At 64.5% G+C, this 24,192-nt stretch carries 22 protein-coding genes; 16 read left to right on the top strand and 6 right to left on the bottom strand.

Features of this window, described 5'->3' with window-relative positions:
* Positions 1 to 2 precede the first annotated feature (2 nt).
* The 3 genes from HUK73_RS14465 to HUK73_RS14475 form a co-directional block, all read right to left on the bottom strand.
* Positions 3 to 1,280, bottom strand: a complete 1,278-nt coding sequence (locus HUK73_RS14465) for a DUF445 domain-containing protein (protein ID WP_176592524.1) — start codon at positions 1,278 to 1,280, stop codon at positions 3 to 5.
* Between the two features lie 61 nt (positions 1,281 to 1,341).
* A complete protein-coding gene (locus HUK73_RS14470) occupies positions 1,342 to 4,500 on the bottom strand; it encodes an efflux RND transporter permease subunit (RefSeq protein WP_176592525.1) in 3,159 nt (1,052 codons plus the stop codon).
* A 52-nt stretch (positions 4,501 to 4,552) separates the two neighbouring features.
* The gene (locus HUK73_RS14475) at positions 4,553 to 5,725 is read right to left on the bottom strand and encodes an efflux RND transporter periplasmic adaptor subunit (protein WP_176592526.1); all 1,173 of its coding nucleotides are present in this window, start codon (positions 5,723 to 5,725) and stop codon (positions 4,553 to 4,555) included.
* A 199-nt stretch (positions 5,726 to 5,924) separates the two neighbouring features.
* Between HUK73_RS14475 and HUK73_RS14480 the strand changes: the two genes are divergently transcribed.
* The gene (locus HUK73_RS14480) at positions 5,925 to 6,173 is read left to right on the top strand and encodes a GlsB/YeaQ/YmgE family stress response membrane protein (RefSeq protein ID WP_176592527.1); all 249 of its coding nucleotides are present in this window, start codon (positions 5,925 to 5,927) and stop codon (positions 6,171 to 6,173) included.
* Positions 6,174 to 6,231: 58 nt separating this feature from the next.
* On the opposite strand, the gene HUK73_RS14485 is transcribed toward HUK73_RS14480, so the two are convergent.
* The 3 genes from HUK73_RS14485 to HUK73_RS14495 all read right to left on the bottom strand — a co-directional run bounded on the left by HUK73_RS14485 (position 6,232) and on the right by HUK73_RS14495 (position 7,354).
* Complete coding sequence (locus tag HUK73_RS14485; RefSeq protein WP_025549750.1) at positions 6,232 to 6,486, bottom strand: GlsB/YeaQ/YmgE family stress response membrane protein; 255 nt, start codon at positions 6,484 to 6,486, stop codon at positions 6,232 to 6,234.
* Between the two features lie 163 nt (positions 6,487 to 6,649).
* Positions 6,650 to 6,949, bottom strand: a complete 300-nt coding sequence (locus HUK73_RS14490) for a DUF1153 domain-containing protein (RefSeq protein WP_007687284.1) — start codon at positions 6,947 to 6,949, stop codon at positions 6,650 to 6,652.
* Positions 6,950 to 7,057: 108 nt separating this feature from the next.
* Entirely contained in the window at positions 7,058 to 7,354 is a 297-nt protein-coding gene (locus tag HUK73_RS14495; protein WP_176592528.1) for a hypothetical protein, read from the bottom strand.
* A gap of 124 nt (positions 7,355 to 7,478) precedes the next feature.
* Here HUK73_RS14495 and mnmA point away from each other — a divergent pair, with 124 nt between their 5' ends.
* The 15 genes from mnmA to HUK73_RS14570 all read left to right on the top strand — a co-directional run bounded on the left by mnmA (position 7,479) and on the right by HUK73_RS14570 (position 24,157).
* On the top strand, positions 7,479 to 8,585 hold the full coding sequence (gene mnmA / locus HUK73_RS14500; protein ID WP_176592529.1) for a tRNA 2-thiouridine(34) synthase MnmA: 1,107 nt from the start codon (positions 7,479 to 7,481) through the stop codon (positions 8,583 to 8,585).
* A 53-nt stretch (positions 8,586 to 8,638) separates the two neighbouring features.
* On the top strand, positions 8,639 to 9,301 hold the full coding sequence (gene hisG / locus HUK73_RS14505) for an ATP phosphoribosyltransferase (RefSeq protein WP_176592530.1): 663 nt from the start codon (positions 8,639 to 8,641) through the stop codon (positions 9,299 to 9,301).
* On the top strand, positions 9,291 to 10,580 hold the full coding sequence (hisD, locus tag HUK73_RS14510) for a histidinol dehydrogenase (RefSeq protein ID WP_176592531.1): 1,290 nt from the start codon (positions 9,291 to 9,293) through the stop codon (positions 10,578 to 10,580). The genes hisG and hisD overlap by 11 nt, the downstream gene beginning before the upstream one ends.
* An 87-nt stretch (positions 10,581 to 10,667) precedes the next feature.
* Positions 10,668 to 11,114, top strand: a complete 447-nt coding sequence (nusB, locus tag HUK73_RS14515; RefSeq protein ID WP_176592532.1) for a transcription antitermination factor NusB — start codon at positions 10,668 to 10,670, stop codon at positions 11,112 to 11,114.
* Positions 11,115 to 11,141: 27 nt separating this feature from the next.
* Positions 11,142 to 12,056: a thiamine-phosphate kinase gene (gene thiL, locus HUK73_RS14520; RefSeq protein WP_176592533.1), complete on the top strand. Its 915-nt coding sequence runs from the start codon at positions 11,142 to 11,144 to the stop codon at positions 12,054 to 12,056.
* 226 nt (positions 12,057 to 12,282) lie between these two features.
* Positions 12,283 to 14,406, top strand: a complete 2,124-nt coding sequence (locus tag HUK73_RS14525; protein ID WP_176592534.1) for a sodium-translocating pyrophosphatase — start codon at positions 12,283 to 12,285, stop codon at positions 14,404 to 14,406.
* A 107-nt stretch (positions 14,407 to 14,513) separates the two neighbouring features.
* On the top strand, positions 14,514 to 16,445 hold the full coding sequence (locus HUK73_RS14530) for a S9 family peptidase (protein WP_176592979.1): 1,932 nt from the start codon (positions 14,514 to 14,516) through the stop codon (positions 16,443 to 16,445).
* 183 nt (positions 16,446 to 16,628) lie between these two features.
* The gene (locus tag HUK73_RS14535) at positions 16,629 to 17,309 is read left to right on the top strand and encodes a DUF2490 domain-containing protein (protein WP_176592980.1); all 681 of its coding nucleotides are present in this window, start codon (positions 16,629 to 16,631) and stop codon (positions 17,307 to 17,309) included.
* A 108-nt stretch (positions 17,310 to 17,417) separates the two neighbouring features.
* Positions 17,418 to 18,542 (top strand): 8-amino-7-oxononanoate synthase, encoded by a 1,125-nt coding sequence (locus HUK73_RS14540; protein WP_176592535.1) that lies wholly within the window; start codon positions 17,418 to 17,420, stop codon positions 18,540 to 18,542.
* Positions 18,539 to 19,153 carry a dethiobiotin synthase gene (bioD, locus tag HUK73_RS14545; RefSeq protein WP_176592536.1) on the top strand — a complete coding sequence of 205 codons (615 nt, stop codon included), beginning with the start codon at positions 18,539 to 18,541 and terminating at the stop codon, positions 19,151 to 19,153. The genes HUK73_RS14540 and bioD overlap by 4 nt, the downstream gene beginning before the upstream one ends.
* A 157-nt stretch (positions 19,154 to 19,310) precedes the next feature.
* The gene (locus HUK73_RS14550) at positions 19,311 to 21,338 is read left to right on the top strand and encodes a M13 family metallopeptidase (RefSeq protein WP_176592537.1); all 2,028 of its coding nucleotides are present in this window, start codon (positions 19,311 to 19,313) and stop codon (positions 21,336 to 21,338) included.
* A gap of 256 nt (positions 21,339 to 21,594) precedes the next feature.
* On the top strand, positions 21,595 to 21,942 hold the full coding sequence (locus tag HUK73_RS14555; protein ID WP_369805493.1) for a DUF4168 domain-containing protein: 348 nt from the start codon (positions 21,595 to 21,597) through the stop codon (positions 21,940 to 21,942).
* A 62-nt stretch (positions 21,943 to 22,004) separates the two neighbouring features.
* The gene (locus tag HUK73_RS14560) at positions 22,005 to 23,294 is read left to right on the top strand and encodes an adenosylmethionine--8-amino-7-oxononanoate transaminase (RefSeq protein WP_176592539.1); all 1,290 of its coding nucleotides are present in this window, start codon (positions 22,005 to 22,007) and stop codon (positions 23,292 to 23,294) included.
* Between the two features lie 59 nt (positions 23,295 to 23,353).
* A complete protein-coding gene (infA, locus tag HUK73_RS14565; RefSeq protein ID WP_003049127.1) occupies positions 23,354 to 23,572 on the top strand; it encodes a translation initiation factor IF-1 in 219 nt (72 codons plus the stop codon).
* A gap of 12 nt (positions 23,573 to 23,584) precedes the next feature.
* Positions 23,585 to 24,157 carry a nucleoside triphosphate pyrophosphatase gene (locus tag HUK73_RS14570; protein ID WP_176592540.1) on the top strand — a complete coding sequence of 191 codons (573 nt, stop codon included), beginning with the start codon at positions 23,585 to 23,587 and terminating at the stop codon, positions 24,155 to 24,157.
* The last annotated feature ends 35 nt before the right edge of the window (positions 24,158 to 24,192 follow it).

The raw sequence follows: 24,192 nt of genomic DNA on the forward strand, positions 1-24,192 counted from the left end.
CCCTAAAGCAGCGTATCGATGGCGTGGATGGCGAGGCCGACCAGCCCGCCGACCAGCGTGCCGTTGATGCGGATATATTGCAGGTCGCGGCCGACCGCATGTTCCAGCCGGCTGGTGACGGTGCCCGCATCCCAGCCGCGCACGGTTTCGCTGACCAGCTTGACGATCGTTGTGCCATAGGTGGCGGTGGCGCCCACGGCCGCCCGGCGCATGAAGCGGTTGATCAGCAGCCGCAGTCGGGCATCGTCCTGCAAGGTGCCGCCGAGTTGGCGGAGCGCTTCGCCCAGCCGCCCGGCCATTGCCTTGCCCGGATCGCGCACCGCCCGCAGCAGGCCGGTGCGCGCCTGTTCCCACAGGCCGTCGATCCAGCGCTGCATCGCCGGATTGTCCACGATCTCGTCGCGGATGCGGGCGACGCGGGCCTGCATCTCCAGGTCGAATTGCAGGTCGGCGGCGAGCTTCGCCATGCCTTCCTCCGCCTTCAGGCGCAGGCTGTGGCCGGGGTCGTCCGCCATGTCGGCCAGCATCTTGCGCAGTCCGTCGATGATCGCATTGGCGAGATTTTCGTCCAGGCCGGTCCAGCGCAATATCTTGCCGGATCGGTCGTGCACCATCTGGCGGATCAGATGGTCATTGGCCTCCAGCGTGCGGTCGGCCCAGTGGATCAGGCTGTCCATCACCGGCGCATGGCGGCCGTCGCGCATGGCGGCCTCCAGCGCCTGACCGATCAGCGGGGCGAGGTTCATGGCGCGCAGCCGCTGGGCGATGGCGCCCTTCACCATGCCGCCCAACCGCTCCTGATCCAGCGTTTCCAGAAGATCGGCGGCAAGGCGCGAGGCGCTTTCGCGCAGCCGCCCATCGCCGCCGGAGGGGCTGGCGAGGAAGCGCCCCGCCGCGCCCGCCACGTCCAGCCGCTGCATGCGCCGGGCGACCACGGCGGGCGTCAGGAAATTGTCGCGCAGGAACAGGGCGAGCGTGTCCCCGATCCGGTCCTTGTTGCGCGGAATGATCGCCGTATGCGGGATCGGCAGGCCCAGCGGGTGGCGGAACAGCGCCGTCACCGCGAACCAGTCGGCAAGGCCGCCGACCATGGCCGCCTCGGCAAAGGCCTGAACGAAACCGATGGCGGGATGCAGATGCACCGTCGCCCGCGCGCCGAGGAACAGCGCCGCCATCGCCAGCAGCATGCCGGTCGCCACCAGCCGCATGCGCCGGGCCGGATGGACCGGGCTGTCGGCATCGGGCTGGGCCATGGACCGGGGTGGAGCAAGCAGCTTCATGACGAACCAACGGTTACGCCGCCGTTTCGTTCAGGCAAGCGCTTCTTTTCCGGTCGCTTCGTTATTCGGCCGGCTGCACGCCTCCGGGCTGGGCGTCGCCGGGCTTGTAGGTCAGTAGGCGCCGGCCAAGGCGCGGCCCCACCCATTGCTCGATCCCCAGCGCCAGGCTGAAGCATGCGGGCACGATCACCAGCGTCAGCAGCGTCGACAGCAGCAGGCCGCCGATCACGGTGATGCCCATTGGCGCGCGCCACGCCCCGTCGCCGCCCAGCGACAGCGCGGTGGGCACCATGCCCGCCACCATCGCCACGGTGGTCATGACGATCGGCTGGGCGCGCTTGTGCCCGGCGTCGATGATCGCCTCCAGCTTGGGGACGCCCTTGCCCATCTCCTCCAGCGCGAAGTCGATGACGAGGATGGAGTTCTTGGCGACGATGCCCAGCAGCATCAGCAGGCCGATGAACACCGGCATCGACAGCGGCTGTCCAGCGATATGCAATGCCAAAGCCCCGCCCAGCGGCGCCAGCAGCAGCGACCCCAGGTTCACGAAGGGCGGCATCAGCCGCTTGTAGAGCAGCGTCAGCACGGCCAGCACCAGCAGAATGCCGGAAATCACGGCGATGACGAAATTCTGGATCATCTCCGCCTGGAACTTGCTGTCGCCGATTTCGATCTTCTGCACGCCCTGGATTTTGCCATCCAGCACCGCCTTCATCGTGGGCAGGGCGTTGATCTTCGCCATCGCCTGACTGGTGACGACGCCGGGAGCGAGGTCGGCGCCGACGACGATGCGGCGGATCTGGTTGTAGCGGCGAATCTGCGTCGGCCCGGCGCCGAATTCGATGTCGGCGACGACCTTCAGCGGGACGGAGCCGCCGCTGACTGTCGGCACGGGCATATTCTCGATCGTGGCCAGGTCGCGGCGGCTGTGCTCCGCGATCGAAACGCGGATCGGAATCTGCCGGTCGGACAGCGAGAATTTGGCGCTGTTCTGGTCGATGTCGCCGATGGTCGCCACGCGGATCGTCTGGCTCAGCGCGGCGGTCGTCACGCCCATGCTGGCGGCAAGATCGAAGCGCGGCTTGATGACGATTTCCGGCCGGTTCATGTCGCCCTGCACGCGCGGCGCGCGGATCAGGGAGACCCCCGCCATTTCCTTGACCAGCCTGTTGGCCGTCTGTTCGAGCAGGGCCGGATTGTCGCTGCCGAACATGATGATGATGTCGCGGCCGAACCCGCCGCCCGATTGCGACTGGAAATTGACCCGCGCGTCGGCGACATGCTGGAATTGGGGCGCCATCCTGCGTTCCCAATCGACGGAACTGGTCGGCCGGTCCTTGCGCAGCGTCAGGTAGATGTCGGCGCCGGTGGTCTGGATGTCGGCAAAGGCAGCGTCGACCGTGTCCTTGTCAGCGGCAAGCATGTCCGCGACCTTGTGGGTGATCGCCGTCGTCTGTTCCAGCGTGCTGCCGGGCACGGTTTCGATCTTCACCTGGCTGAAATCGGTGTCCATGCTCGGTTGGAACGACATGGGCAGCGTGCCGAAGGCGATGATGGTCGCGACGAAGGCCAGGAAGCCCAGACCCAGCGTCCAGATGCGATGATCGCGCAGCCAGGCCGTAAAGCGTGCCCGGCCGCCCCGCGCGCGATGGGCGATGGCGCGGCGCTCATCCAGCGACCAGCGCAATATCGCCATATAGATATCCATCAACCAGCCTTCGCCATGGCTTTCCTGACCATGAGCCTTCAGGAAATAGGCGGCGACCATCGGCGTGATCAGGCGCGCGACCGCGAGGCTCAGCAGCACCGCCACGACGACAGTCAGGCCGAACTGGATGAAGAACTGGCCGGAAATGCCCGGCATCATGCCGACCGGCAGGAACACCGCGACGATCGCCATGGTGGTCGCCAGCACGGCAAGGCCGATTTCGTCGGCGGCATCGATGGCGGCCTGATAGGCGCTTTTGCCCATGCGCATGTGGCGGACGATATTCTCGATCTCCACGATGGCGTCGTCGACCAGCACGCCCGCGACGAGGCTGAGCGCCAGCAACGAGGTCATGTTGAGCGTGAAGCCCATCATGTCCATGAACCAGAAGGCGGGAATGGCCGATAGCGGGATGGCCAGCGCGGAAATGATCGTCGCGCGCCAGTCGCGCAGGAACAGGAAGACGATGACCACGGCCAGCACCGCGCCTTCGATCATCGACTGGATGGCGCTATGATACTGGTTCTTGGTATATTCGACGCTGGTATAGAGCTGTTTGTACTGGACTTTCGGATTTTCCTTCCTGAGCTGGTCCAGCACCTTCATCGCGTCGTCGAACACGGTGACGTCGGACGATCCCTTCGCCTTTTCCATGCTGAAGCTCGTCACCTGCCGCCCATTCATCAGCGCCAGCGACCGTTGTTCGGCATACATGTCGCGCACATCGGCGAGATCGGCCAGTTTGACCGTGCGGCCACCGGAAATGGCGATCTGGGTCTGGCCCAGCGCATAGGCGTCGCGGGCGTTGCCGAGCACGCGGATCGCCTGTTCGGCCCCCGCGATTTCGGTGCGACCGCCCGCGGCGTTGAGGTTCACCTGCTGAAGCTGCTGGTTGACCTGGCTCGCCGTGATGCCGTGCGATTGCAGCTTGGCCGGGTCCAGGATGACGCGGATTTCGCGGCTGACGCCGCCGCCGCGCTTCACCGCCGCCATGCCGGGCACCCCCAGCAGTCGCTTGGCGACGGTGTTGTCGACATACCAGGACAGTTCCTCCAGCGTCATGTCGGTGGCTTCGGCGCTGAAATAGGCAATGGGGCCGCCATCAATGTCGACGCGGCTGACCTGCGGTGCCAGAATCCCTTCCGGCAGGTCGCTGCGGATCTGGTCGACGGCGTTCTTCACATCGTTGACGGCGCGGTCCACCGGCGTGCCGATCTGGAACTGCACATTGGTGTGGGATTCGCCCTCCGACACCCAGGAGGTGATTTCATCGACGCCGCTGATGCCCCGCACGGCGGCTTCGACGCGCTGGGTGACCTGCGTTTCCAGTTCGGTCGGGGCGGCGCCGGGTTGCCGCACGACCACGCTGGCCATGGGGAAGCTGATGTCAGGCTGCTGGTTGACGTCCATCCGGCCGAAGCTGACCATGCCCGCCAGCAACAGCGCCACGAACAGGACGATCGGCGACACCGGGTTGCGGATGGCCCAGGCGGAAATATTACGAAAACTCATGACGGCTTCCTCGCCTGCCGGGCAGCGCGCGCACGGGGCGCGCGGCGCGGCCTTATTTCGACTTCTGGACCTCTGGCTTCACCTTCTGCCCCGGCGTCAGGAAGGCGCCCGCCGACGCGACGATGCGTTCATTGCCGTTGAGGCCGTTCAGGATCGATACGCCCGCATCGGTCACCTGGCCGGTCTTGACGTCGCGCCGCTGCACTTCGTCGCGGCCGTTGACGACATAGACATAATGGCCCTTCTCATCGGTCTGCACCGCCGATTCCGGCAGCATCGGCGCGGAACCGGCGCCGCTGACGATCGAGGCGGAGGCAAAGCCGCCCGGACGGATCGCCGGATTATAGGGCAGGGCGATGCGGGCGGTGCCCTGGCGGTTCTGATTGTCGACCACGGGCGACACCTGCCAGATGCGGCCGGCGAATTGCGCCGTGCCACCCACCGGAGTCACGGTCGCGCTGTTGCCGACGCGCAGCGCAGCCAGATCGCCTTCGCTGACCTGCGCCAGCATTTCCATCTCGCCATCCTTGGCCATGCGGAACAGCACGGCGTTGCCGGCGCCGACGATCTGGCCCGGCTCGACCGTACGGGTCAGCACGAGGCCCGCTGCCGGTGCCCGGATGTCGAGCCGCCCGGTGCGGGCGCGCTGCTCTGCAAGTTGAGCGACGGCCACATTGACGCGGGCATTGGCGGCGTCGCGTGTGGCGGTGCGCTGATCGATGTCGGCCTGACTGATGAAGCCGCGCGCCACCAGCGCCTTGGCGCGGTCAAGCTGCGCCTGGGCCAGCTTGGCATCGGCGCGGTTGACCTCCACCTGCGCGGCGAGCGAGCGAATCTGTTCGGTCTGGACAGACCGTTCCACGGTCGCCAGCACCTGGCCCGCCTTCACCCAGTCGCCCGGCTGCACCAGAACGCGCGCCACCGCGCCGCCTTCGCCCACGACACCGACCGGCATGTCGACGCGCGCGGCGAGCGAGCCGGTGGCGTTGACAGTGTGCGATACCAGCGACTGGCCGGGGCTGATGACGGTCACGACCGGGGCCTGTGCCGCCGCCGGTGTTATGTCCGCACCCTTGCCGCGCATGCTGATCCAGGTGGCGGCAGCGATCAGGACAATCGCGACCACCGCTCCGATCACGAGCCGACGGCGCCAGATCGGGCGCTCTTCCTGCTCACCAAGGATATTTGCCGGAACATCGCCGACCAGTTGGGTTTCGTAGTTCATCCTGAATCCATCTTCCGGCGATAAGCGCCGCGCGGATTGCTGTATTATATGAATACATCACCCTGCTCAAGCCTCTTTACCACGGTCCCCTTTCGTTCCGCAAAATCATTCTGCGCGTCCCGCGAAAGAGCAGGCGGCGCCCTTGCCAAAGCTGCGCGACTGTGGCGCAATGAGCCGGTCAATCAGCCGGAGGGGCGGGATGGAATTGCTGGGGTGGATCATCGTCGGGCTGTTCGCGGGCGCCCTTGCCCGGCTGGTCATGCCCGGCAGCGCCCCGGGAGGCTGCGTCCTCACCATCCTGCTGGGCATCGCGGGCGCGCTGCTGGCGGGCTATGTCGGGCGGATGCTGGGCGTCTATGCGCCGGGCCAGCAGACCAGTTTCATTGCCGCGGTGTTCGGATCGATCGGAGTGCTCGCCCTTTACCGTTTCTTCGCGGGGCGCGGCTGACCCGGAAGAAAGGCCGCGTCCCTGAATGGCGCGGCCCTCTTCGGTTTTCAGCCTGTGCTTAGCGGACAGAGCCGCGGCGTACCAGATTGACGATCGCAAGCAGGATGATGGCGCCCACCAGCGACACCAGGAAGCTGTAGAGCGTCAGGCCGTCATTGATCGAACCGCCGCTGAAGATCAGGCCGCCGATGAAGGCGCCGACGATGCCGACGACGATGTTCAGCAAGATGCCCTGTTGCGCGTCGGTGCGCATGACCATGCTGGCAAGCCAGCCAATGATGCCGCCGACGACAAGCCATAAAATGATGCCCATGTCTTACTCTCCTTGGACCACAGCCCCTTCCGGCCAGGCTGAACTGTTCAACGGAAAAGTCGGCTTTACGTTCCCTAAGCGATATGAAAGCAAAAGCAGAAGGCCGCCGGATGCCAGATCCGGCGGCCTTGCTGTCATTTGGATGCGACCCTTTTTGGGGTGTTCAGTATTTCTGCTGCCGTTCGTAGAGCGACTTGTAATATTGAATCCGGGTCACGCGCAGACCATGCATGCCCGAACGGTCCACCGCGCGCTGCCAGCTCGCAAATTCCTCGAGCGTCAGCGAATAGCGCGCGCAGGCTTCGTCCACGGTCAGCAGGCCGCCATTCACGGCCGCCACGACTTCCGCCTTGCGGCGCACGACCCAGCGGGTCGTATCCACCGGCGGCAGGCTTTCCAGAGTCAGGGGTTCTCCGAGCGGCCCGACGACCTGGGCAGGTCTGATTTTCTGGTTTTCGATCATTATCACCCTCAATAAGCGGCACTGGCGTTGCCGTCCTCAGCAGTGCGAAACTGTTTGCGCTTCAAGCCCTGAACAGGGTCTAAAGCGCCACGGTAAACGCCCCCTTCATCATCCTTGCCCCACCTTTAAACGGTTCGCGATCAACGGGTTAAAGCTGCCCGCGAGCCCTGCGGCCTCGATATGGCCGCTGGAACGTGGCGCGAGGATATCGGCCAGTTCCTGGATCCAGTCGCCTTCGATCTCCTGCCCCCGCAGGATCCCCGCGACCGCCTGCGCGGTCGGGCTGGCCGCCTGCGCCGCCGCCGAAGCAGCCCGCAGGGATGGCCAGACCGGCACGCGTCGCCGGCCCGAAGGCTTGACGAAGCTGGGCTTTAGCCCGCCTGTCCGAAGGAAACCCAAATCCATGGGAAGGGGGTCTACGCGCTAAAGGATAAGGTCCGGTAAACTTGATCGCGATTTTGGCCGAATCTTGTTTTTACGGGTGGAATCCCGCTGGAATGCCGGGACGGGGGCGACTATATGCGCGCCCATGCAGTCCCAGTTCCAGCTAACAGAGCCGCTTAACGCGCGGCGGATCGTCGTTGCCATGTCGGGCGGGGTGGACTCGAGCGTCGTTGCCGCGCTCGCCGCGCGCACGGGGGCGGAAACCATCGGCGTGACGCTCCAGCTTTACGATCATGGCGCTGCGGTGGGCCGAAGCGGAAGCTGCTGCGCCGGGCAGGATATTCGCGACGCGCGCGCGGTCGCGGACAGGATCGGCATTGCGCACTATGTCTTTGATTATGAAAGCCAGTTCCGGGAATCGGTGATTTCCGACTTCGCCAATGAATATATGGCCGGGCGCACGCCCATCCCCTGCGTGAAGTGCAATATGGGGGTGAAGTTCACCGACCTGTTCCAGATTGCGCGGGACCTTGGCGCGGACTGTCTGACCACCGGCCATTATGTCCGCCGGGTGGAGGGGCCGCAGGGCGCCGAATTGCATCGCGCCGCCGATCCGGCGCGGGACCAGAGCTATTTTCTCTTCGCCACGACTCAGGCGCAACTGGACTATCTGCGCTTTCCTCTTGGGGGTTTGCCCAAGCCGCAGGTGCGGGAGATCGCGGCGGTACTCGGGCTGTCGGTGGCGATGAAGCCGGACAGTCAGGACATCTGCTTCGTGCCCGATGGCGATTATGCCAAGATCGTCCGCAAGCTGCGCCCCGATGCCGATGAGGGCGGGGATATCGTCCATATCGACGGGCGCGTGATGGGCACGCACAAGGGCATGATCCACTATACGGTCGGCCAGCGTAAGGGGCTGGAAATAGGCGGGCAGGCAGAGCCGCTTTATGTCATACGTTTGGATGCCGAAGGGCGGCGCGTGATCGTGGGACCCAAGGCGGCGCTGGCGGTGTCGGCGGCGCGTTTGTCGGACATCAACTGGCTGGGCGGGGACTTCGCCGGGCCGCTGACCGCAAAGGTGCGGTCGATGGCCAAGCCCGTGCCCGCACGGCTGGAGGGGGAGCGCCTGATTTTCGACGCGCCCGAATATGGCGTGGCGCCGGGGCAGGCCGCGGTGCTCTATGCGGGCGACCGGGTTTTGGGCGGCGGCTGGATCGCGGCGACCGAGGCGGCATTGGCCGAGGCTGCCTGAACCATGCGGCCTAGCTTGTCCTTTTGCCCCTTCGCAAGTAAGGCGCGCGGGTCATGACTCGTCCGCTCACCTTCGCCATCCCCAAGGGGCGCATCCTCGAAGAGGCGCTGCCTCTGCTCGCCAAAGCCGGTATCGAACCGGAGGCGGAGTTCCATGACAAGAAGAGCCGCGCGCTGCGCTTCGCCACCAACCGGCCCGATGTGTCGATCATCCGCGTGCGCGCCTTCGACGTGGCGACCTTCGTGGCGCATGGCGCGGCGCAGATCGGCATTGTCGGTTCGGATGTGCTGGAAGAATTTGATTATTCAGAGATTTATGCGCCGGTCGACCTCGACATGGGGCATTGCCGCCTGTCGGTCGCCGAATCTGTCGGCCTCGCCGATGAGGATGAGGCGGCATTGAGCCATGTGCGCGTCGCGACCAAATATCCCTATCTGACGCGCAAATATTATGAAGCGCGGGGCATTCAGGCAGAGTGCGTGAAGCTGAACGGTGCGATGGAGCTGGCGCCGTCGCTCGGCCTGTCGCGGCGGATCGTGGACCTGGTGTCCTCGGGCGCGACGCTGAAGGCCAATGGCCTGGTCGAGACCAATATCATCATGCAGGTGTCGGCGCGGCTGATCGTCAATCGCGCCGCCTACAAGATGCGCTCGGCGGAACTGACGCCGCTGGTGGAAGCCTTCCGCAAGGCCGTGGGGGTGCAGGATGCCGCTTAGGCTTGACAGCCGCGACGCGGATTTCGCCGCCGCTTTCACCGCTTTGGTCGATGCCCGGCGCGAGGCCGATGAGGATGTGTCGCGCGATGTGACCGCGATTCTCAAGCGCGTCCGGGCCGAGGGCGACGTGGCGCTGGCCGACTATACCAGCCGCTTCGACCGGCACGATCTGGACGTCAGCGGCTGGGCGGTGGAACCTGCCGAATGCCGCAGGGCGCTGGACACGCTTTCGACCGAGTTGCGCGACGCGCTGGAACTCGCGGCGGCGCGGATCACCGCCTATCATGAGAAGCAGAAGCCGCAGGACAGCGACAGCGTCGATGCGGCGGGCGTGCGCCTGGGCGCGCGCTGGAGCGCGGTGGATGCGGCGGGGCTCTATGTGCCCGGTGGGCGGGCGGCCTATCCCAGTTCGCTGCTGATGAATGTGATCCCGGCCAAGGTGGCGGGCGTGTCGCGCATCGCCATGGTGACGCCGACCCCCAATGGGGAGATCAATCCGCTGGTTCTGGCCGCCGCGCAGATCGCGGGGATTGAGGAAATCTGGCGCGTCGGCGGTGCGCAGGCGGTGGCGGCGCTCGCTTATGGTACGGAGCGGATCAAGCCGGTCGATGTCATCACCGGCCCCGGCAATGCCTGGGTCGCGGAGGCGAAGCGCCAGCTTTACGGCGTTGTCGGCATCGACATGGTCGCCGGGCCGTCCGAGATCGTCGTGGTGGCCGATGGGAAGAACAATCCCGATTGGATCGCCGCTGATCTGCTCAGCCAGTCGGAGCATGACCCGACCAGCCAGTCGATCCTGTTCACCGACGATGCGGCCTTTGCCGATGCGGTTGAGGAAGCAGTTCGTCGGAAGCTTCCCAAGCTTACGACGCAGGCAGTGGCAACCACCAGTTGGAACGCCAATGGCGCGATCATCGCCGTACGCGACTTGTCGGAAGCGATGCCGCTGGTCGACCGTCTGGCCGCCGAGCATCTGGAACTCGCCGTCGACGATCCCGACGCGCTCTTCAAGCAAGTGCGCCATGCCGGGTCGGTTTTCCTTGGCCGTATGACGCCCGAAGCGGTGGGCGATTATGTCGCTGGCCCCAACCATGTGCTGCCGACCGGGCGCCGGGCGCGCTTTTCTTCGGGGCTGTCGGTGCTGGACTTCATGAAGCGGACCAGCTTCCTCAGCCTCAACCAGAGCGGCATCGATGCCATCGGGCCTGCCGCCGTCGCGCTGGCGGAGGCGGAGGGGCTTCCGGCGCACGCGGCTTCGGTGGCGCTGCGGCTCAAATAATCCGATTGCCCCGTGGCTTTCGCGGGGTCATTTTTCTTCTTCGAGCCGGTTTCGACTTTTCCGGTTCGAACGGCTATGGACCTGTTGATGAACGATCGCTCCAAATCCCGCTCCGCCGCGCGCCTTGCCGCGGTTCAGGCGCTCTACCAGCTCGAAATGGAGGGCACGCCGCTCCATCTGTTGCTGCACGAGTTCCACCAGCATCGTCTGGGCGCGACCATAGAGGATGTGACCTATGCGCAGGCGGAGGAGAGCTTCTTCGACGATGTGGTGCAGGGCGTGGACCGGCGTCGCGAGGAGATTGACGGGTTGATCGTGGCCCGGCTGTCCAAGGGCTGGAGCCTTGAACGGCTCGACAAGCCGATGCGGCAGATCCTGCGCGCGGGCTCCTATGAACTGCTCGCCCGCAAGGATGTGGCGACCGGCACCGTCATCAGCGAATATGTCGATGTCGCCCACGCCTTTTACGACAAGCGTGAGGCAGGATTCGTGAACGGCCTGCTCGACGCCGTGGCGAAGGATGTGCGGAAATAACCGCCTTGGGCAAAGCGGGGGGACGCCATGTCCGCTGAATCCCGTTTTCTGACGCTGCTGCGCCTTTTGGCGAACGATCCCGCCGCGCAGGGCTTGCAGGATGATGTGGCGGTGCTGGAAATTGGCGGCGCGCGCCTGATCCTCACCAGCGATACGATGGTCGAGGGAGTACATTACCTCCCTACCGACCCGCCCGCTGATATCGGCTGGAAACTGGCGGCGGTGAACCTGTCCGACCTTGCCGCCAAGGGAGCGAAACCGGTCGGCTGTCTGCTCAACTATGCCCTGTCGGGCGACGACGAGTGGGACGCGGCCTTTCTGGAAGGATTGGGCGAGGCGCTTGCCCGCCACGCCATGCCGCTGCTGGGGGGCGATACGGTCAAGATGCCGAAGGGCGCGCCCCGCAGCTACAGCCTCACCGCTCTCGGCGAAGCGACCGGCCTGGTCCCGGTGCGTGGCGGCGCGCAGGCGGGCGACCGGCTTTATCTGACCGGCCCCGTGGGCGATGCGGGCGTGGGGCTTGATCTGTTGCAGGCCGATCCCGCCGCATCGGGGCCGCTGGTTGACGCCTATCGCCGCCCGCGTCCGCGTCTGGCGGAGGGGGCGCTGCTCGCTCGGCAGGTTCATGCGATGATGGACGTGTCCGACGGGTTGCTGATCGACGCGTCGCGCATGGCGCAGGCGAGCGGCCTTGCCGTCACCATCGACCATATCCCTTTGTCCTTCCATCTGGAACGGGTGCGGGGCGGCAGCAGCGCGGTCCAGATTGCCGCCGCACGGGCGGGGGACGATTATGAACTGCTCTTCGCCCTTCCCGCCGCGGTCAAGCCGCCGGTGCGCGCGATTCCGGTGGGACGCTTTTCGCCGGGCGCGGGCCTGACCCTGATGATCGACGGGGTGGCCATTCCACTGCCCGAAAGGCTGGGCTGGGAGCATGGCTGAACGCTCTGATTCGTAATGGGTTGACGCCGCCCGTCCGCCCTGTAGCTTCACCGTCGACCTTCCTCAGCCCGGTAGGACCGCATGATGTGCGTGAGCCTGTTGCTGATTGACGCGGTGCCCGATGCCGGAAGCGCATGTTCCGGCCGCCTGCGCTCACGCCTTTCGCCCGCCCGTCATTCCCTGCGGAGCGGCCGATGACAGGCATAACAGGGGGAGAGGAACATTCATGCAGATTGTCTCGATAGCCATAGGGTGCGGCCTGCTGGCCGTGCTCTACGGCGTTTTCACCAGTCGACAGGTGCTGGCGGCCTCCGCCGGCAACGATACCATGCAACAGATTGCAGGCGCGATTCAGGAAGGGGCGAAGGCTTATCTGGGGCGCCAATATACGACCATCGGCATGGTCGGCGTCGTCGTCGCGGCGCTGGTCTTCTTCTTCCTCGGCGCGACCTCGGCCATCGGTTTCCTGATCGGCGCGCTGCTGTCGGGCGCGGCGGGCTTCATCGGCATGAATATTTCGGTGCGCGCCAATGTCCGCACCGCCGAAGCCGCGCGAGACACTCTGCAAAGCGGATTGACGGTGGCGTTCCGGGCGGGCGCCATCACCGGCATGCTGGTGGCCGGGCTGGCCCTGCTCGCGATCAGCGTCTTCTTCTGGTATCTGACCGGGCCTGCGGGCCATGCGCCCGATGACCGGCTGGTGATCGACTCTCTGGTGGCTCTGGCCTTTGGCGCCAGTCTCATCTCCATCTTCGCGCGTCTGGGCGGCGGCATCTTCACCAAGGCGGCGGACGTCGGCGCGGACCTTGTGGGGAAGGTCGAGGCGGGCATTCCGGAGGATGACCCACGCAACCCCGCCGTGATCGCGGACAATGTCGGCGACAATGTCGGCGACTGCGCGGGCATGGCGGCGGACCTGTTCGAAACCTATGTGGTGACGGTCGGTGCGACCATGGTGCTGACCGCTTTGCTGGTGAAGGGTGTGGACAACGCCTTCCTGATGCAGCTCATGTCGCTGCCGCTGATCGTCGGCGGCGTGTGCATCATCACCTCGATCATTGGCACCTATATGGTGCGGCTCGGTAGCAGCCAGTCGATCATGGGTGCGCTGTACAAGGGCTTCTGGACGACGGCGATCCTGTCGATCCCGGCTCTTTATGCGGCGGCGCATTTCGCCTTGGGCGATCTCAATGCGCGCTTCGGCACCGATCTCGACGGCGGCGGCGGCTATACCGGCATGGCGCTGTTCTGGTCGATGATGGTGGGCCTGGCGGTCACGGGTCTGATCGTCTGGATCACCGAATATTATACCGGCACCAACTACCGCCCGGTGCGCAGCATCGCCCGAGCGTCGGAAACCGGCCATGGCACCAATGTCATTCAGGGGCTGGCGGTCAGCCTGGAAGCCACGGCTCTGCCGACGCTGGTGATCGTGGTCGGCATCATCGTCGCCTATCAGCTGGCGGGCCTGATCGGCATCGCCTTTGCCGCGACGGCCATGCTGGCGTTGGCGGGCATGGTGGTGGCGCTGGACGCCTATGGTCCGGTCACCGACAATGCGGGCGGCATCGCCGAAATGTCTCAGCTTGAAGACAGCGTGCGGGTCAAGACCGACGCGCTCGACGCGGTGGGCAACACGACCAAGGCGGTGACCAAGGGCTATGCCATCGGATCGGCAGGCCTTGCCGCGCTGGTGCTGTTCGGCGCCTATACGGAGGATCTGAAATTCTATAACTCCGCCCTCGGCCTGACCGAGCCGGTCGATTTCAGTCTGTCCAACCCCTATGTCATTGTCGGCCTGCTGCTGGGCGCGCTGCTGCCCTATCTGTTCGGCGCCATGGGCATGACGGCGGTGGGTCGTGCCGCCGGTGACGTGGTGAAGGATGTCCGGGACCAGTTCGCCACCAACAAGGGCATCATGGAGGGCACGTCGCGACCCAACTATGCCCGCACGGTGGACCTCGTCACCCGCGCCGCGATCAAGGAGATGATCGTGCCCAGCCTGCTTCCGGTGTTGGCGCCGATTTTTGTCTATTTCGCGATCTCGGCGGTGGCAGGGACGCCCAATGGCTTTGCGGCTCTGGGCGCGTTGCTGTTGGGTGTGATCGTTTCGGGGCTGTTCGTGGCCTTGTCCATGACGTCGGGAGGCGGCGCCTGGGACAATGCCAAGAAGTTCATCGAGGACGGCCATCACGGCGGCAAGGGCAGCGAAGCCCACAAGGCTGCGGTGACGGGCGATACGGTCGGCGATCCTTATAAGGACACGGCGGGCCCGGCGGTCAATCCGATGATCAAGATCACCAATATCGTCGCGCTGCTGTTGCTCGCGGCGCTGGCGCACGGCGCGTAAATCACCGATTAGAAAGGCAAAGACAGGAAAATAACCCCGCCCTATATTCAGGGCGGGGTTATTCGTAACAGGGGGATGCCTTGAAGAATCTTTCCGTTGTCGCGGGCATGTTGCTCGCGCAGCTTTCCGTGCCGGCCTTTGCGCAGACCGATGCCATCAAATCCGTACCGCCCGAACAATGGCGGATCGAGGCCTTTGCCGAACTTCCGCTGATGGAGCAGCCGGAACTGTCGCCCGACGGAACGCGCATTGCCGCTCGCGTGGCGATTGAGGGCCAGTTGATGTTGATGATCGCCTCCGTCGCGGACGGCCCCAACCGTGTTCGCATGCTGCAACTGGGGGAGAATGACCTCAACTGGTGGAGCTGGGTCAATGACGAATGGCTGATCGCGGGTCTTGGCAGCGAAACCAATGTGGAAGGCGCGCCCTGGTCGATCAGCCGCGTCGCCGGCATCAAGGCCGACGGCAGCAAGATCAACCTGCTGGCGAAAGCCACCGCCGCGCAGAATGCCGATGATGTGATCTGGGTCGCCCGTGACGGCAGCCCGCGCATCCTGCTGTCCTATCAGACCTCAATCTATGGCAATGACCTCGGCTTCTGGCCGCGCGTGGACGAAGTGGATGTGACCACCGGCAAGCTGCGCGCTGTCGTGCAACCGCGCCAATATGTGATGTCCTGGTATGCCGATGCGGCTGGCGCGGTGCGCATGGGGATCGGCTATGATGACTCGATCCGCACCGCCAAGCTGCTCTATCGCCCCGATGGCCGGTCGAGCTTCCGCGTCGTCGACCGCGCCAATCGCCGCCGGGATGAATCGATGGTGGTGCCGATGTTGTTCACCGCCGAACCGGGCAAGGCCATTGCCAGCGACGATCATGAAGGGACTGACGCGCTCTACGAATTTGATCTCAACCGGCTGGAACTGGGAACGAAGATCTTTGCTGCACCCGGTTATTACGACATTGGAGGGGTGGAACGTGACGCGGCGGGCACGGGCCTGGCCGGGGTGCGCTTTACCGCCGACGGGCCGGGGGTCCATTGGTTCGATCCGGGTCTGGCCAAGGTACAGGCCGATATCGACAAGGCGGTCGGCAATCGCCGCGCCCGGATCGTGTCGACCAGTCGCGACCACAGCCGCATGATCGTCCATGTCGGCAGCGCCGATCAGCCCGGCGCCTATTATTATTACGACACCTCCGTCGGGGTGATGAACCTCCTGTCCCTGATCAGCAACAGCTTCGGCCCTGGCACCCATCTCTCGCCCGTGAAGACGATCCGCTACAAGGCGCGCGACGGGCTGGACATCGCCGCCGTGCTCACTCTGCCCAAGGATCGGGACCCGAAGAATCTGCCGCTCATCCTGATGCCTCATGGCGGACCCTTTGCCCGTGACAGTGAGGAATGGGACTGGTGGGTGCAATTCTTCGCCTATCGCGGCTATGCGGTACTCCAGCCCAATTATCGCGGCTCCGCTGGCTATGGCACCGCCTTCGCGGCCAAGGGGGAGGGGCAATGGGGTCTTGCCATGCAGGATGATCTGAATGACGCGGTCGACTGGGTGGTGAAAGAGGGGATTGCCGACGCAAAGCGGGTCTGCATCGTCGGCGGCTCCTATGGCGGTTATGCGGCGATGCGGGCGGCGCAGCGTGACGGCGCGAAATATCGCTGCGCCATTTCCTATGCTGGTGTGTCCGACCTGTCGGCAATGGTGCGCTATGACAGCCGTTTTCTCAATTCCGGTCGGGGCAAGGACTGGATGAAGGCGCAGGCGCCCGATTTCGCTGCCGTTTCCCCCATCAATTTCGCCACGCAATTTTCCGCGCCGATCCTGCTGATGCACGGGAAGAAGGATCGGCGGGTTCAGGTCAGCCAGTCACGGGAAATGGCTGAAAAGCTGAAGGCTGCGGGAAAGGTCGAGGGACGCGATTATATTTATGTTGAACAGCCGCTGGCGGATCATTTCTTTTCCCGCCAGGCGGACCGGCTCGATTTCCTGCAACGTGTCGACGCTTTTTTGAAACAGCATAACCCGGCTTAAGCCGTCGCAACGGCAGGCCGACAAAAAGCCTTCAATTTACCCTGCGACATCGATCTGTCCGGAAATTTCGGACGGGTCGAGTCGGTTTCGTGTCATTTTGTCACTAAAATGAAATATAATAGTAACAGTAGAGACGCGAAACGGTCACAGTCGGCCTCCGCCGCCGGACTGGATGGGGGTATGATGTCGCTGCGCTTGAAACTGACCACCGCCTTTGTCGCATTGAGCCTGCCTGCCATGGCCCATGCCAGCGAGGACGAACAGATCTGGACCACCGCCAGCGCGACGGTGAAGCTGAGCGATCACTGGCGCTTTTCGCAAGAGGTGGTCGGCCGGTTCAGCAACGACCGCGATGGGCTGTACGAAGTCGAGATGAACTCGCTGATCGGCTACAAGCTGAACAAGCAGGTGACTGTCTGGGCGGGTTACACCCATGACCCGCAATATAATGGCGGCGATTTTTCCGTGATGGAGCATCGCGGCCGCCAGCAGGTGACGTTCGACAATATCGTGAAGATCGGTCCCGGCCAACTCAGTGCCCGCCTGCGTCTGGAAGAGCGCTGGCGCGAGGGGATCAACGGCACGGCCTGGCGTTTCCGCCCCTATGTCAAATATGTGCTGCCGTTCAGGGAAGGCGGCAAGACCGCGCTGGTGTTGAGCCATGAGAGCTTCATCGATCTCAACACAACCAGCTTTCAGCGCGTCGAAGGCGAAGAGCGGATGCGCAACCTGATCGCCATCACCACGCCGGTCGCGAAGAATGTGAATGCGGAAATCGGCTATCTGCACCAGCATGGCTTTCGTCCCAATGCCGATGACAGCAACGACAATGTCGCTTCCTTCTCGCTGAGCTTCTCTTTCTAAAGGCTCCCTCTGCCGGTCGCCCTTTCCGGTCCGCGCCGGGATGGGTTGTTCGGCAATAAAGGGCGGGTGCGCTTGCCCGGTCATGGCGCGAAGGCCTATAGCGCCGCCATGACCAGCGAACCTTTCCGTTCGCAGCTTGCGGCGCTGGAGAAGCGCGGCAGGTTGCGCCGTCTGATCCCCCGTTCCGGGCGGGACTTTGCCTCCAACGACTATCTCGGTCTGGCCGGCGATCCGATCATCGGGCAGGCAGTGGCCGACGCTGTGGCGCGGGGCGTGCCGGTGGGATCGGGCGGATCGCGCCTGTTGCGCGGCAACGCGCCGGAACATGAGGGGCTGGAGGTCAAGGCCGCCGTCTTCTTCCGCACGCAGGCCGCGCTGTTCATGGCGAACGGCTTTGCCGCCAATCTGGCGCTGTTTTCCACCCTGCCGCAGCGCGGCGACCTGATCGTCGCGGATGAATTGATCCACGCCAGCGTTCATGACGGCATCCGCATGTCGAAGGCGGTGACGGTGTTCGCCCGCCATAATGACGTCCAGAGCTTTGCCGACCTGATCGTCGCCTGGCGGCAGGAAGGCGGCAAGGGGCGGGTGTGGATCGCGGTCGAGACGCTCTATTCCATGGATGGCGACATGGCGCCGTTGCACGATCTGGCGGCGCTGGCGGCAAAATATGACGCCATGTTGATCCTCGATGAAGCGCATGGCACCGGCGTTTTCGGTCCTTCGGGGCGCGGCCTGTCCGCAGGACTTGACGGCATGCACAATGTCGTGACGCTGCATACCTGCGGCAAGGCGATGGGGGTGGAGGGCGCGCTGATTTGCGGGCCGCAGATCCTGATCGATTATCTTATCAACCGGGCGCGGGCCTTTATTTTCTCGACCGCGCCCTCGCCGTTGATGGCGGTGGCGGTGTCGGCGGCGCTCGACCGGATCGAGCAGGCAAGCGACCTGCGCGACCGCCTGAAGACATTGCAGGTCGACGCCAGCGAAGTGATCTGCGCGCCGCTCGGCCTGCCTGCGCCGCGCAGCCAGATCATCCCGGTCATATTGGGCGAGGACCGCCGCGCCATGGCCGCTGCCGCCGCCTTGCAGGAGGCGGGCTTCGACGTGCGCGGCATCCGTCCGCCGACCGTGCCGCCCGGCACCAGCCGCCTGCGGATTTCGCTGACCCTGAATGTCGGGCGCGCTGATATCGCCGCGCTGGGCGAGGCATTGCGGCGGGCGGTGGCATGAGTGTCTTCGTCGTCACCGGCACCGATACCGACATCGGCAAGACCGTGTTCGCGGCGGGTCTGGCCGGAGCGCTGGGCGCGCATTACTGGAAGCCGGTCCAGGCCGGGATTGATCCCGAAGGCGACAAGGAATGCGTGGCTGCTCTGTCCGGTCTTCCGCCGTCGCATATCCTGCCCGAAGCCTATCGCCTGACCACGCCCGCCTCGCCTCATCTGGCGGCGCGGATCGACGGGGTGGAGATCAGCCTCGACGCTCTCGCCTTGCCGAAGGTCGACGGCCCGCTGGTGGTGGAGGGCGCGGGCGGGCTGATGGTGCCGGTCAGCGAAACGTTGCTGATGATCGACCTGTTCGCGCATTGGCGCGCGCCGGTCATCCTCTGTGCCCGGACCGGGCTGGGCACGATCAACCACAGCCTGCTCAGCATAGAGGCCTTGCGGGCGCGGGACATAGCGATTGCCGGGATCGCCTTCATCGGCGAGCCGCATGCGGAGAATGAACGGATCATTCCGGCGTTGGGCAAAGTCCCCAGCCTTGGCCGTTTGCCGCATCTCGATCCACTGGATGCGGGCGCGCTCCGGACAGCGTTCGCGTCGTCCATCCGCCTGCCCTGAGGCATTGCGCAGGAGCACAGCTGCTCTTTTGCCCAAGCCGCAAGCGCCTGAGATTTTTCGACCAACGACATGGACATCGCCGCCTTGAGGCGCTCAACTCCCGGCCATCATGGGCGCGTCCGCGTGCCCTGACCAAATGAAGCAAGGGAAAGCTTTGATGAAATATCTCCTCCTCGGCGCAGCGGCTGTTGCGCTGGCTGCTGGCGCGTCCGTCGCGCAGACCGATCCTGCGCAACAGAGCGCGGCAAAACCGACCTATGGCAGCTACGGTTTCGATGCGGCCGGCATGGACAAGTCGGTGAAGCCCGGCGACGATTTCTACGACTATGCCAATGGCATATGGGCGAAGAACACGCCGATCCCGGCGGACAAGTCCAACTATGGCGCCTTCAACACGCTGGACGACCTGTCGCGGGAACGGACCAAGGGCATTCTCGATGCCGCGCAGGGAGACCCGAACAGCAAGATCGGCAATGCCTATGCCAGCTATCTCGACGCCGCCACGGTTGAGAAAAAGGGCCTGACCCCCGCCAAGCCTTGGATCGCGAAGATCAAGGCGGTGAAGGACAGGCCCGGCTATGCGAAGCTCGCCGCTGAGGCTGCCCGCGCCGGCATTGACGGTCCCTTCGGCTTTTATGTCAATCAGGACGACAAGGACCCCGAAACCTATATCCTCGTCCTGCATCAGGCTGGTCTCGGCCTGCCCGACCGCGATTTCTATCTGGAACCCGACGCGAAGATGGCGGCGATCCGCACCGCCTATGTCGCGCATCTCGAAAAGATGCTGACGCTGGCAGGCGAAGCCGATGCCAAGGCCCGCGCCGCAGCGCTGATGGCCTTCGAAACGGAAATCGCCAAGGTCCACTGGACCCAGGTTGACAGTCGCGACGCGGACAAGACCTATAACAAGATGACGCTGGCGGACTTGCAGAAGGCCGCGCCGGGCTTCGACTTCACCGCCTATTTCGCCGCCAACAGGCTTGCGCCCAAGGACCTGCTGGTGTCGCAGCCCAGCGCCGTCACCGGCGAAGCCGCGCTGATCGCCAAGGCGCCGGTCGGCGTGCTGAAGGACGCGCTGCTGCTGCGCGCGCTGCACAACTTTGCCGATCAGTTGCCCGACAGCATCGCCAACGCCAATTTCGCCTTCTACGGCACCACGCTCTCGGGCACGCCCGAACGCGAGGCGCGTTGGAAGCGCGCGGTCGATTTCCTCAAAGGCTCGATGGGTGAGGAAATCGGCAAGGTCTATGTCGCCAAATATTTCCCGCCCGAAACCAAGGCGGCGATGGATCAGCTGGTCAAGAATGTGATCGCCGCCATGGGCCGCCGCATCGATGGCCTGACCTGGATGAGCGACGCCGCCAAGGCCCGCGCCCACAAGAAGCTGGCCGCTTTCACGCCCAAGATCGGCTATCCCGACAAATGGCGTGATTACACCGGCCTGACGATGAAGCGCGATGATCTGTTCGGCAATGCTCTGCGGTCGAACCAGTATGAGTTCGACTATCAGATGGGCAAGCTCGGCAAGCCCATCTATCGCTGGGAATGGGGCATGACCCCGATGGAGATCAACGCCTATGCCAATTTCGGCATGGTGGAGATCGTCTTCCCCGCCGCCATCCTGCAACCGCCCTTCTTCGATCCCCATGCCGATCCGGCGGTGAATTATGGCGGCATCGGCGCGGTGATCGGCCATGAACTCAGCCATCATTTCGACGATCAGGGCGCGAAATATGATGAGACGGGCAAGCTCAACCAATGGTGGAGCGATCAGGACGTCGCCAATTTCAAGGCGCTGACCGACAGGCTGGTCAAGCAATATGACGCCTATGAACCCTTCCCCGGCGCACATGTGAAGGGGGCCTTCACGCTCGGCGAGAATATCGGCGATCTGGCCGGAGTCGCGGTGGCGCTCGACGCCTATCACGCCTCGCTGGGCGGCAAGCCCGCGCCGGTGATCGATGGCACGAGCGGCGACGAACGCTTCTTCCTGGGCTGGGCGCAGGTGTGGCGGCGCAATTATCGCGAGCCGAATCTGCGCCAGCGTCTGGTCACCGATCCGCATTCGCCGTCGCAATATCGGGCTGATACCGTGCGCAATTTCGACCAATGGTATTCGGCCTTCAAACCGGAGGCGGGCGGCAAGATCATTCTCGCACCGCAAGATCGGGTGAAGATCTGGTGAGAATCGGGAAGGGGCCGGATGCGCGAATCCGGCCCCTTTTCTCATTGAGATGACGTAATGATTTCACCCGGCGATGAATCGTGGGCTATCAGCGATTAGCTGCATTTTCTTTGTTGACCGTCTCTTAAATGCAACATCTGGTCGGATCGCCCTTTTCTCCGGCCAACCTCTTCCACAGCTTCGCGTTCAAAGCGTGGTTGAGTTTTTGAGGAGAAGCATTTTGACGGGTCTGAAATCCATTTTTCTGAAGTCTGCCATGGCGTCGATCGCTCTGGCTGCGGCCGGTCCGGCTTTGGCGCAGGATGCCGCGGCCCCGGCTGCTCCTGCGGCTCCCGCTGCGGGCGCCAGCAGTTTCAGCGAGGCTGAAATCAAGCAGTTCGCCGCCGCCGCGGTCGAAGTGACCAAGATTCAGCAGGATGCGTCCATCGCCGCCGCCGACAAGCAGCCCAAGATGCTGGCCGCGCTCCAGGCGTCGGGCATCCCGCCGGAAAAGTTCAACCAGATCGGTCAGGCCGCCGCCGCTGATCCGGCGCTCCAGCAGAAGATTCAGGCGGCTGCTCCGGCTTCGGCAGCGCCGGCCGCTCCGGCAGCGCCCGCTCAATAAGAGCGGCATTGCCGGCGGGGAGGCTCTGGCCATGAGGCGCTAACCCCCTTAAGCGTCTCGCCATGACCTCCCCTGTCTGGCACCCCTTTTTCCAGCACGGCCTGAACGAGCCAATCCCCCACGTCGTCAAGGCGGAGGGGGCTTTGCTGCATCTGGCCGATGGCGGCGCGCTGATCGACGGCATTTCCAGCTGGTGGGTGACGACCCATGGCCATTGCCATCCCCGGATCGCGGCGGCCATTGCGGATCAGGCGGGCAAGCTCGATCAGCTCATCTTCGCGGGCTACACCCATGAACCGGCGGAAGAGGTGGCGCAGGGCCTGATCGATCTCGCGCCCAAGGCGGCGGATCGCGATCCGCTGGCGCATGTCTTCTATTCGGACAGCGGCTCCACGGCGGTCGAGGTCGCGCTCAAAATGGCGCTCGGCTACTGGCATAATCTGGCATTGGACGGTCTGGCCGAGCCGCGCCACGGTATCCTCGTCCTCCAGCACAGCTATCATGGCGACACCATCGGCACCATGTCGGTGGGCGAGCGCGGCGTCTATAATGCGGCCTGGTCGCCGCTGTTGTTCGATGTGGGCACGATCCCCTTTCCCCATGAGGGGCAGGAACAGGCCACGCTCGACGCGCTGGAGGCCGCCTGCGCGCAAAAGCCCGCCGCCTTCGTCGTCGAACCGCTCATCCTTGGGGCCGGGGGGATGCTGATCTATCCCGCATGGGTCCTGCGCGAGATGGCGGCGATCTGCGCGCGCCACGACGTCCTGTTCATCGTGGACGAAGTGATGACAGGCTGGGGCCGCACCGGCACGCTGTTCGCCTGCGAACAGGCGGGCGTGGTGCCGGACATCATGGCGGTGGCGAAGGGCATCACCGGCGGCGCGATCCCGCTCGCCGCGACTCTCGCGACCCCGCGCATCTTCGACGCGCATAAATCCACCGATCGCGCGCGGCTTTTCTACCATTCGAGCAGCTATACCGCGAACGCCATCGCCTGCGCCGCCGCCGCCGCCAATCTCGCCATCTGGCGCGAGGAGGATGTGCTGGGCCGCATCGCGACTCTGGCGCAGGGCATGGCCGAACGACTCGAAAAATTGGCCGAACACCCCGCCTTCGCCAATCCGCGCCAGATCGGCGTCATCGCCGCGATCGACCTGATCACGCCGGACGCGGGCTATCTCTCCGACCTCGCGCCCCGCCTGCGGGCCTTTGCCGGAGAACAGGGGCTCTTGCTGCGCCCGCTCGGCAACACCATCTACCTGATGCCGCCTTATTGCCTTGACGCAGATCAGCTCGATCACGTCTTTGCGGTGCTCCGGAAAGCCGGTGATGCATTTGGCGTTTCGGCCTGACTTTCTTTTTCAGCATTTTGGCGCTATGGCGGCGCGATTTTTCGACTTCCCAGGATTTTATGGCAAAAGAAGAACTACTCGAAATGCGCGGACAGGTTGTGGAGCTTCTCCCCAACGCCATGTTCCGCGTGCGGCTTGAAAATGATCACGAGATCCTCGGCCACACCGCCGGCAAGATGCGCAAGAACCGCATCCGCGTGCTGGTGGGCGACGAAGTGCTGGTCGAGCTGACCCCCTACGACCTGACCAAGGGTCGGATCACCTACCGCTTCAAATAAGCCGCTTTTCTGATGCGGCTTATCCTTGCTTCGGCTTCTCCCAGACGGCGTGACCTTCTGGGCCAGATCGGCGTGTCTCCCGATGCGGTGGACCCGGCCGACCTCGACGAAACACCCCTGAAGGCCGAACTGCCCGCCGCCTATGCCGCGCGCGTCGCCGCTGACAAGGGAGCTCTGGTGGCCGCCCGCCATCCGGGCGCGCTGGTGCTTTCCGGCGACACGGTGGTTGCCGTCGGCCGCCGCATCCTTCCCAAGACGGAAACGGAAGCCGAAGCGCGCGAGTGTCTCGATCTTCTCTCCGGCCGTCGCCACCGCGTCCTCAGCGCCATCACCCTGATCGACGCCGAGGGGAAGGCCCGCCACCGCCTTTCCACCAACATCGTCACCTTCAAGCGCCTCGACCGTGCCGAGATCGACGCCTATATCGCGTCCGAGGAATGGCACGGCAAGGCGGGCGGCTATGCGATACAGGGTCGCGCCGCTGGCCTGATCCGCGCTATTCAGGGCAGCCACAGCGCGATCATGGGCCTGCCCCTTTACGAAACCCGCGCGCTGCTGAAGGCAGCGGGCTATCCACTGGACTAGAGTGATTTCGAGGGAAATGGCACATTTTCCGGCTC

Origin of the sequence: Sphingobium sp. EM0848 (genome assembly GCF_013375555.1) — a bacterium.
Classification (GTDB): domain Bacteria; phylum Pseudomonadota; class Alphaproteobacteria; order Sphingomonadales; family Sphingomonadaceae; genus Sphingobium.

What these genes read in the sequence shown, in the direction of transcription:
- HUK73_RS14465 (WP_176592524.1), bottom strand. Translation starts at nt 1,280, where the DNA reads ATGAAGCTGCTTGCTCCACCCCGGTCCATGGCCCAGCCCGATGCCGAC.
- HUK73_RS14470 (WP_176592525.1), bottom strand. Translation starts at nt 4,500, where the DNA reads ATGAGTTTTCGTAATATTTCCGCCTGGGCCATCCGCAACCCGGTGTCG.
- HUK73_RS14475 (WP_176592526.1), bottom strand. Translation starts at nt 5,725, where the DNA reads ATGAACTACGAAACCCAACTGGTCGGCGATGTTCCGGCAAATATCCTT.
- HUK73_RS14480 (WP_176592527.1), top strand. Translation starts at nt 5,925, where the DNA reads ATGGAATTGCTGGGGTGGATCATCGTCGGGCTGTTCGCGGGCGCCCTT.
- HUK73_RS14485 (WP_025549750.1), bottom strand. Translation starts at nt 6,486, where the DNA reads ATGGGCATCATTTTATGGCTTGTCGTCGGCGGCATCATTGGCTGGCTT.
- HUK73_RS14490 (WP_007687284.1), bottom strand. Translation starts at nt 6,949, where the DNA reads ATGATCGAAAACCAGAAAATCAGACCTGCCCAGGTCGTCGGGCCGCTC.
- HUK73_RS14495 (WP_176592528.1), bottom strand. Translation starts at nt 7,354, where the DNA reads ATGGATTTGGGTTTCCTTCGGACAGGCGGGCTAAAGCCCAGCTTCGTC.
- mnmA (WP_176592529.1), top strand. Translation starts at nt 7,479, where the DNA reads ATGCAGTCCCAGTTCCAGCTAACAGAGCCGCTTAACGCGCGGCGGATC.
- hisG (WP_176592530.1), top strand. Translation starts at nt 8,639, where the DNA reads ATGACTCGTCCGCTCACCTTCGCCATCCCCAAGGGGCGCATCCTCGAA.
- hisD (WP_176592531.1), top strand. Translation starts at nt 9,291, where the DNA reads ATGCCGCTTAGGCTTGACAGCCGCGACGCGGATTTCGCCGCCGCTTTC.
- nusB (WP_176592532.1), top strand. Translation starts at nt 10,668, where the DNA reads ATGAACGATCGCTCCAAATCCCGCTCCGCCGCGCGCCTTGCCGCGGTT.
- thiL (WP_176592533.1), top strand. Translation starts at nt 11,142, where the DNA reads ATGTCCGCTGAATCCCGTTTTCTGACGCTGCTGCGCCTTTTGGCGAAC.
- HUK73_RS14525 (WP_176592534.1), top strand. Translation starts at nt 12,283, where the DNA reads ATGCAGATTGTCTCGATAGCCATAGGGTGCGGCCTGCTGGCCGTGCTC.
- HUK73_RS14530 (WP_176592979.1), top strand. Translation starts at nt 14,514, where the DNA reads ATGTTGCTCGCGCAGCTTTCCGTGCCGGCCTTTGCGCAGACCGATGCC.
- HUK73_RS14535 (WP_176592980.1), top strand. Translation starts at nt 16,629, where the DNA reads ATGTCGCTGCGCTTGAAACTGACCACCGCCTTTGTCGCATTGAGCCTG.
- HUK73_RS14540 (WP_176592535.1), top strand. Translation starts at nt 17,418, where the DNA reads ATGACCAGCGAACCTTTCCGTTCGCAGCTTGCGGCGCTGGAGAAGCGC.
- bioD (WP_176592536.1), top strand. Translation starts at nt 18,539, where the DNA reads ATGAGTGTCTTCGTCGTCACCGGCACCGATACCGACATCGGCAAGACC.
- HUK73_RS14550 (WP_176592537.1), top strand. Translation starts at nt 19,311, where the DNA reads ATGAAATATCTCCTCCTCGGCGCAGCGGCTGTTGCGCTGGCTGCTGGC.
- HUK73_RS14555 (WP_369805493.1), top strand. Translation starts at nt 21,595, where the DNA reads ATGGCGTCGATCGCTCTGGCTGCGGCCGGTCCGGCTTTGGCGCAGGAT.
- HUK73_RS14560 (WP_176592539.1), top strand. Translation starts at nt 22,005, where the DNA reads ATGACCTCCCCTGTCTGGCACCCCTTTTTCCAGCACGGCCTGAACGAG.
- infA (WP_003049127.1), top strand. Translation starts at nt 23,354, where the DNA reads ATGGCAAAAGAAGAACTACTCGAAATGCGCGGACAGGTTGTGGAGCTT.
- HUK73_RS14570 (WP_176592540.1), top strand. Translation starts at nt 23,585, where the DNA reads ATGCGGCTTATCCTTGCTTCGGCTTCTCCCAGACGGCGTGACCTTCTG.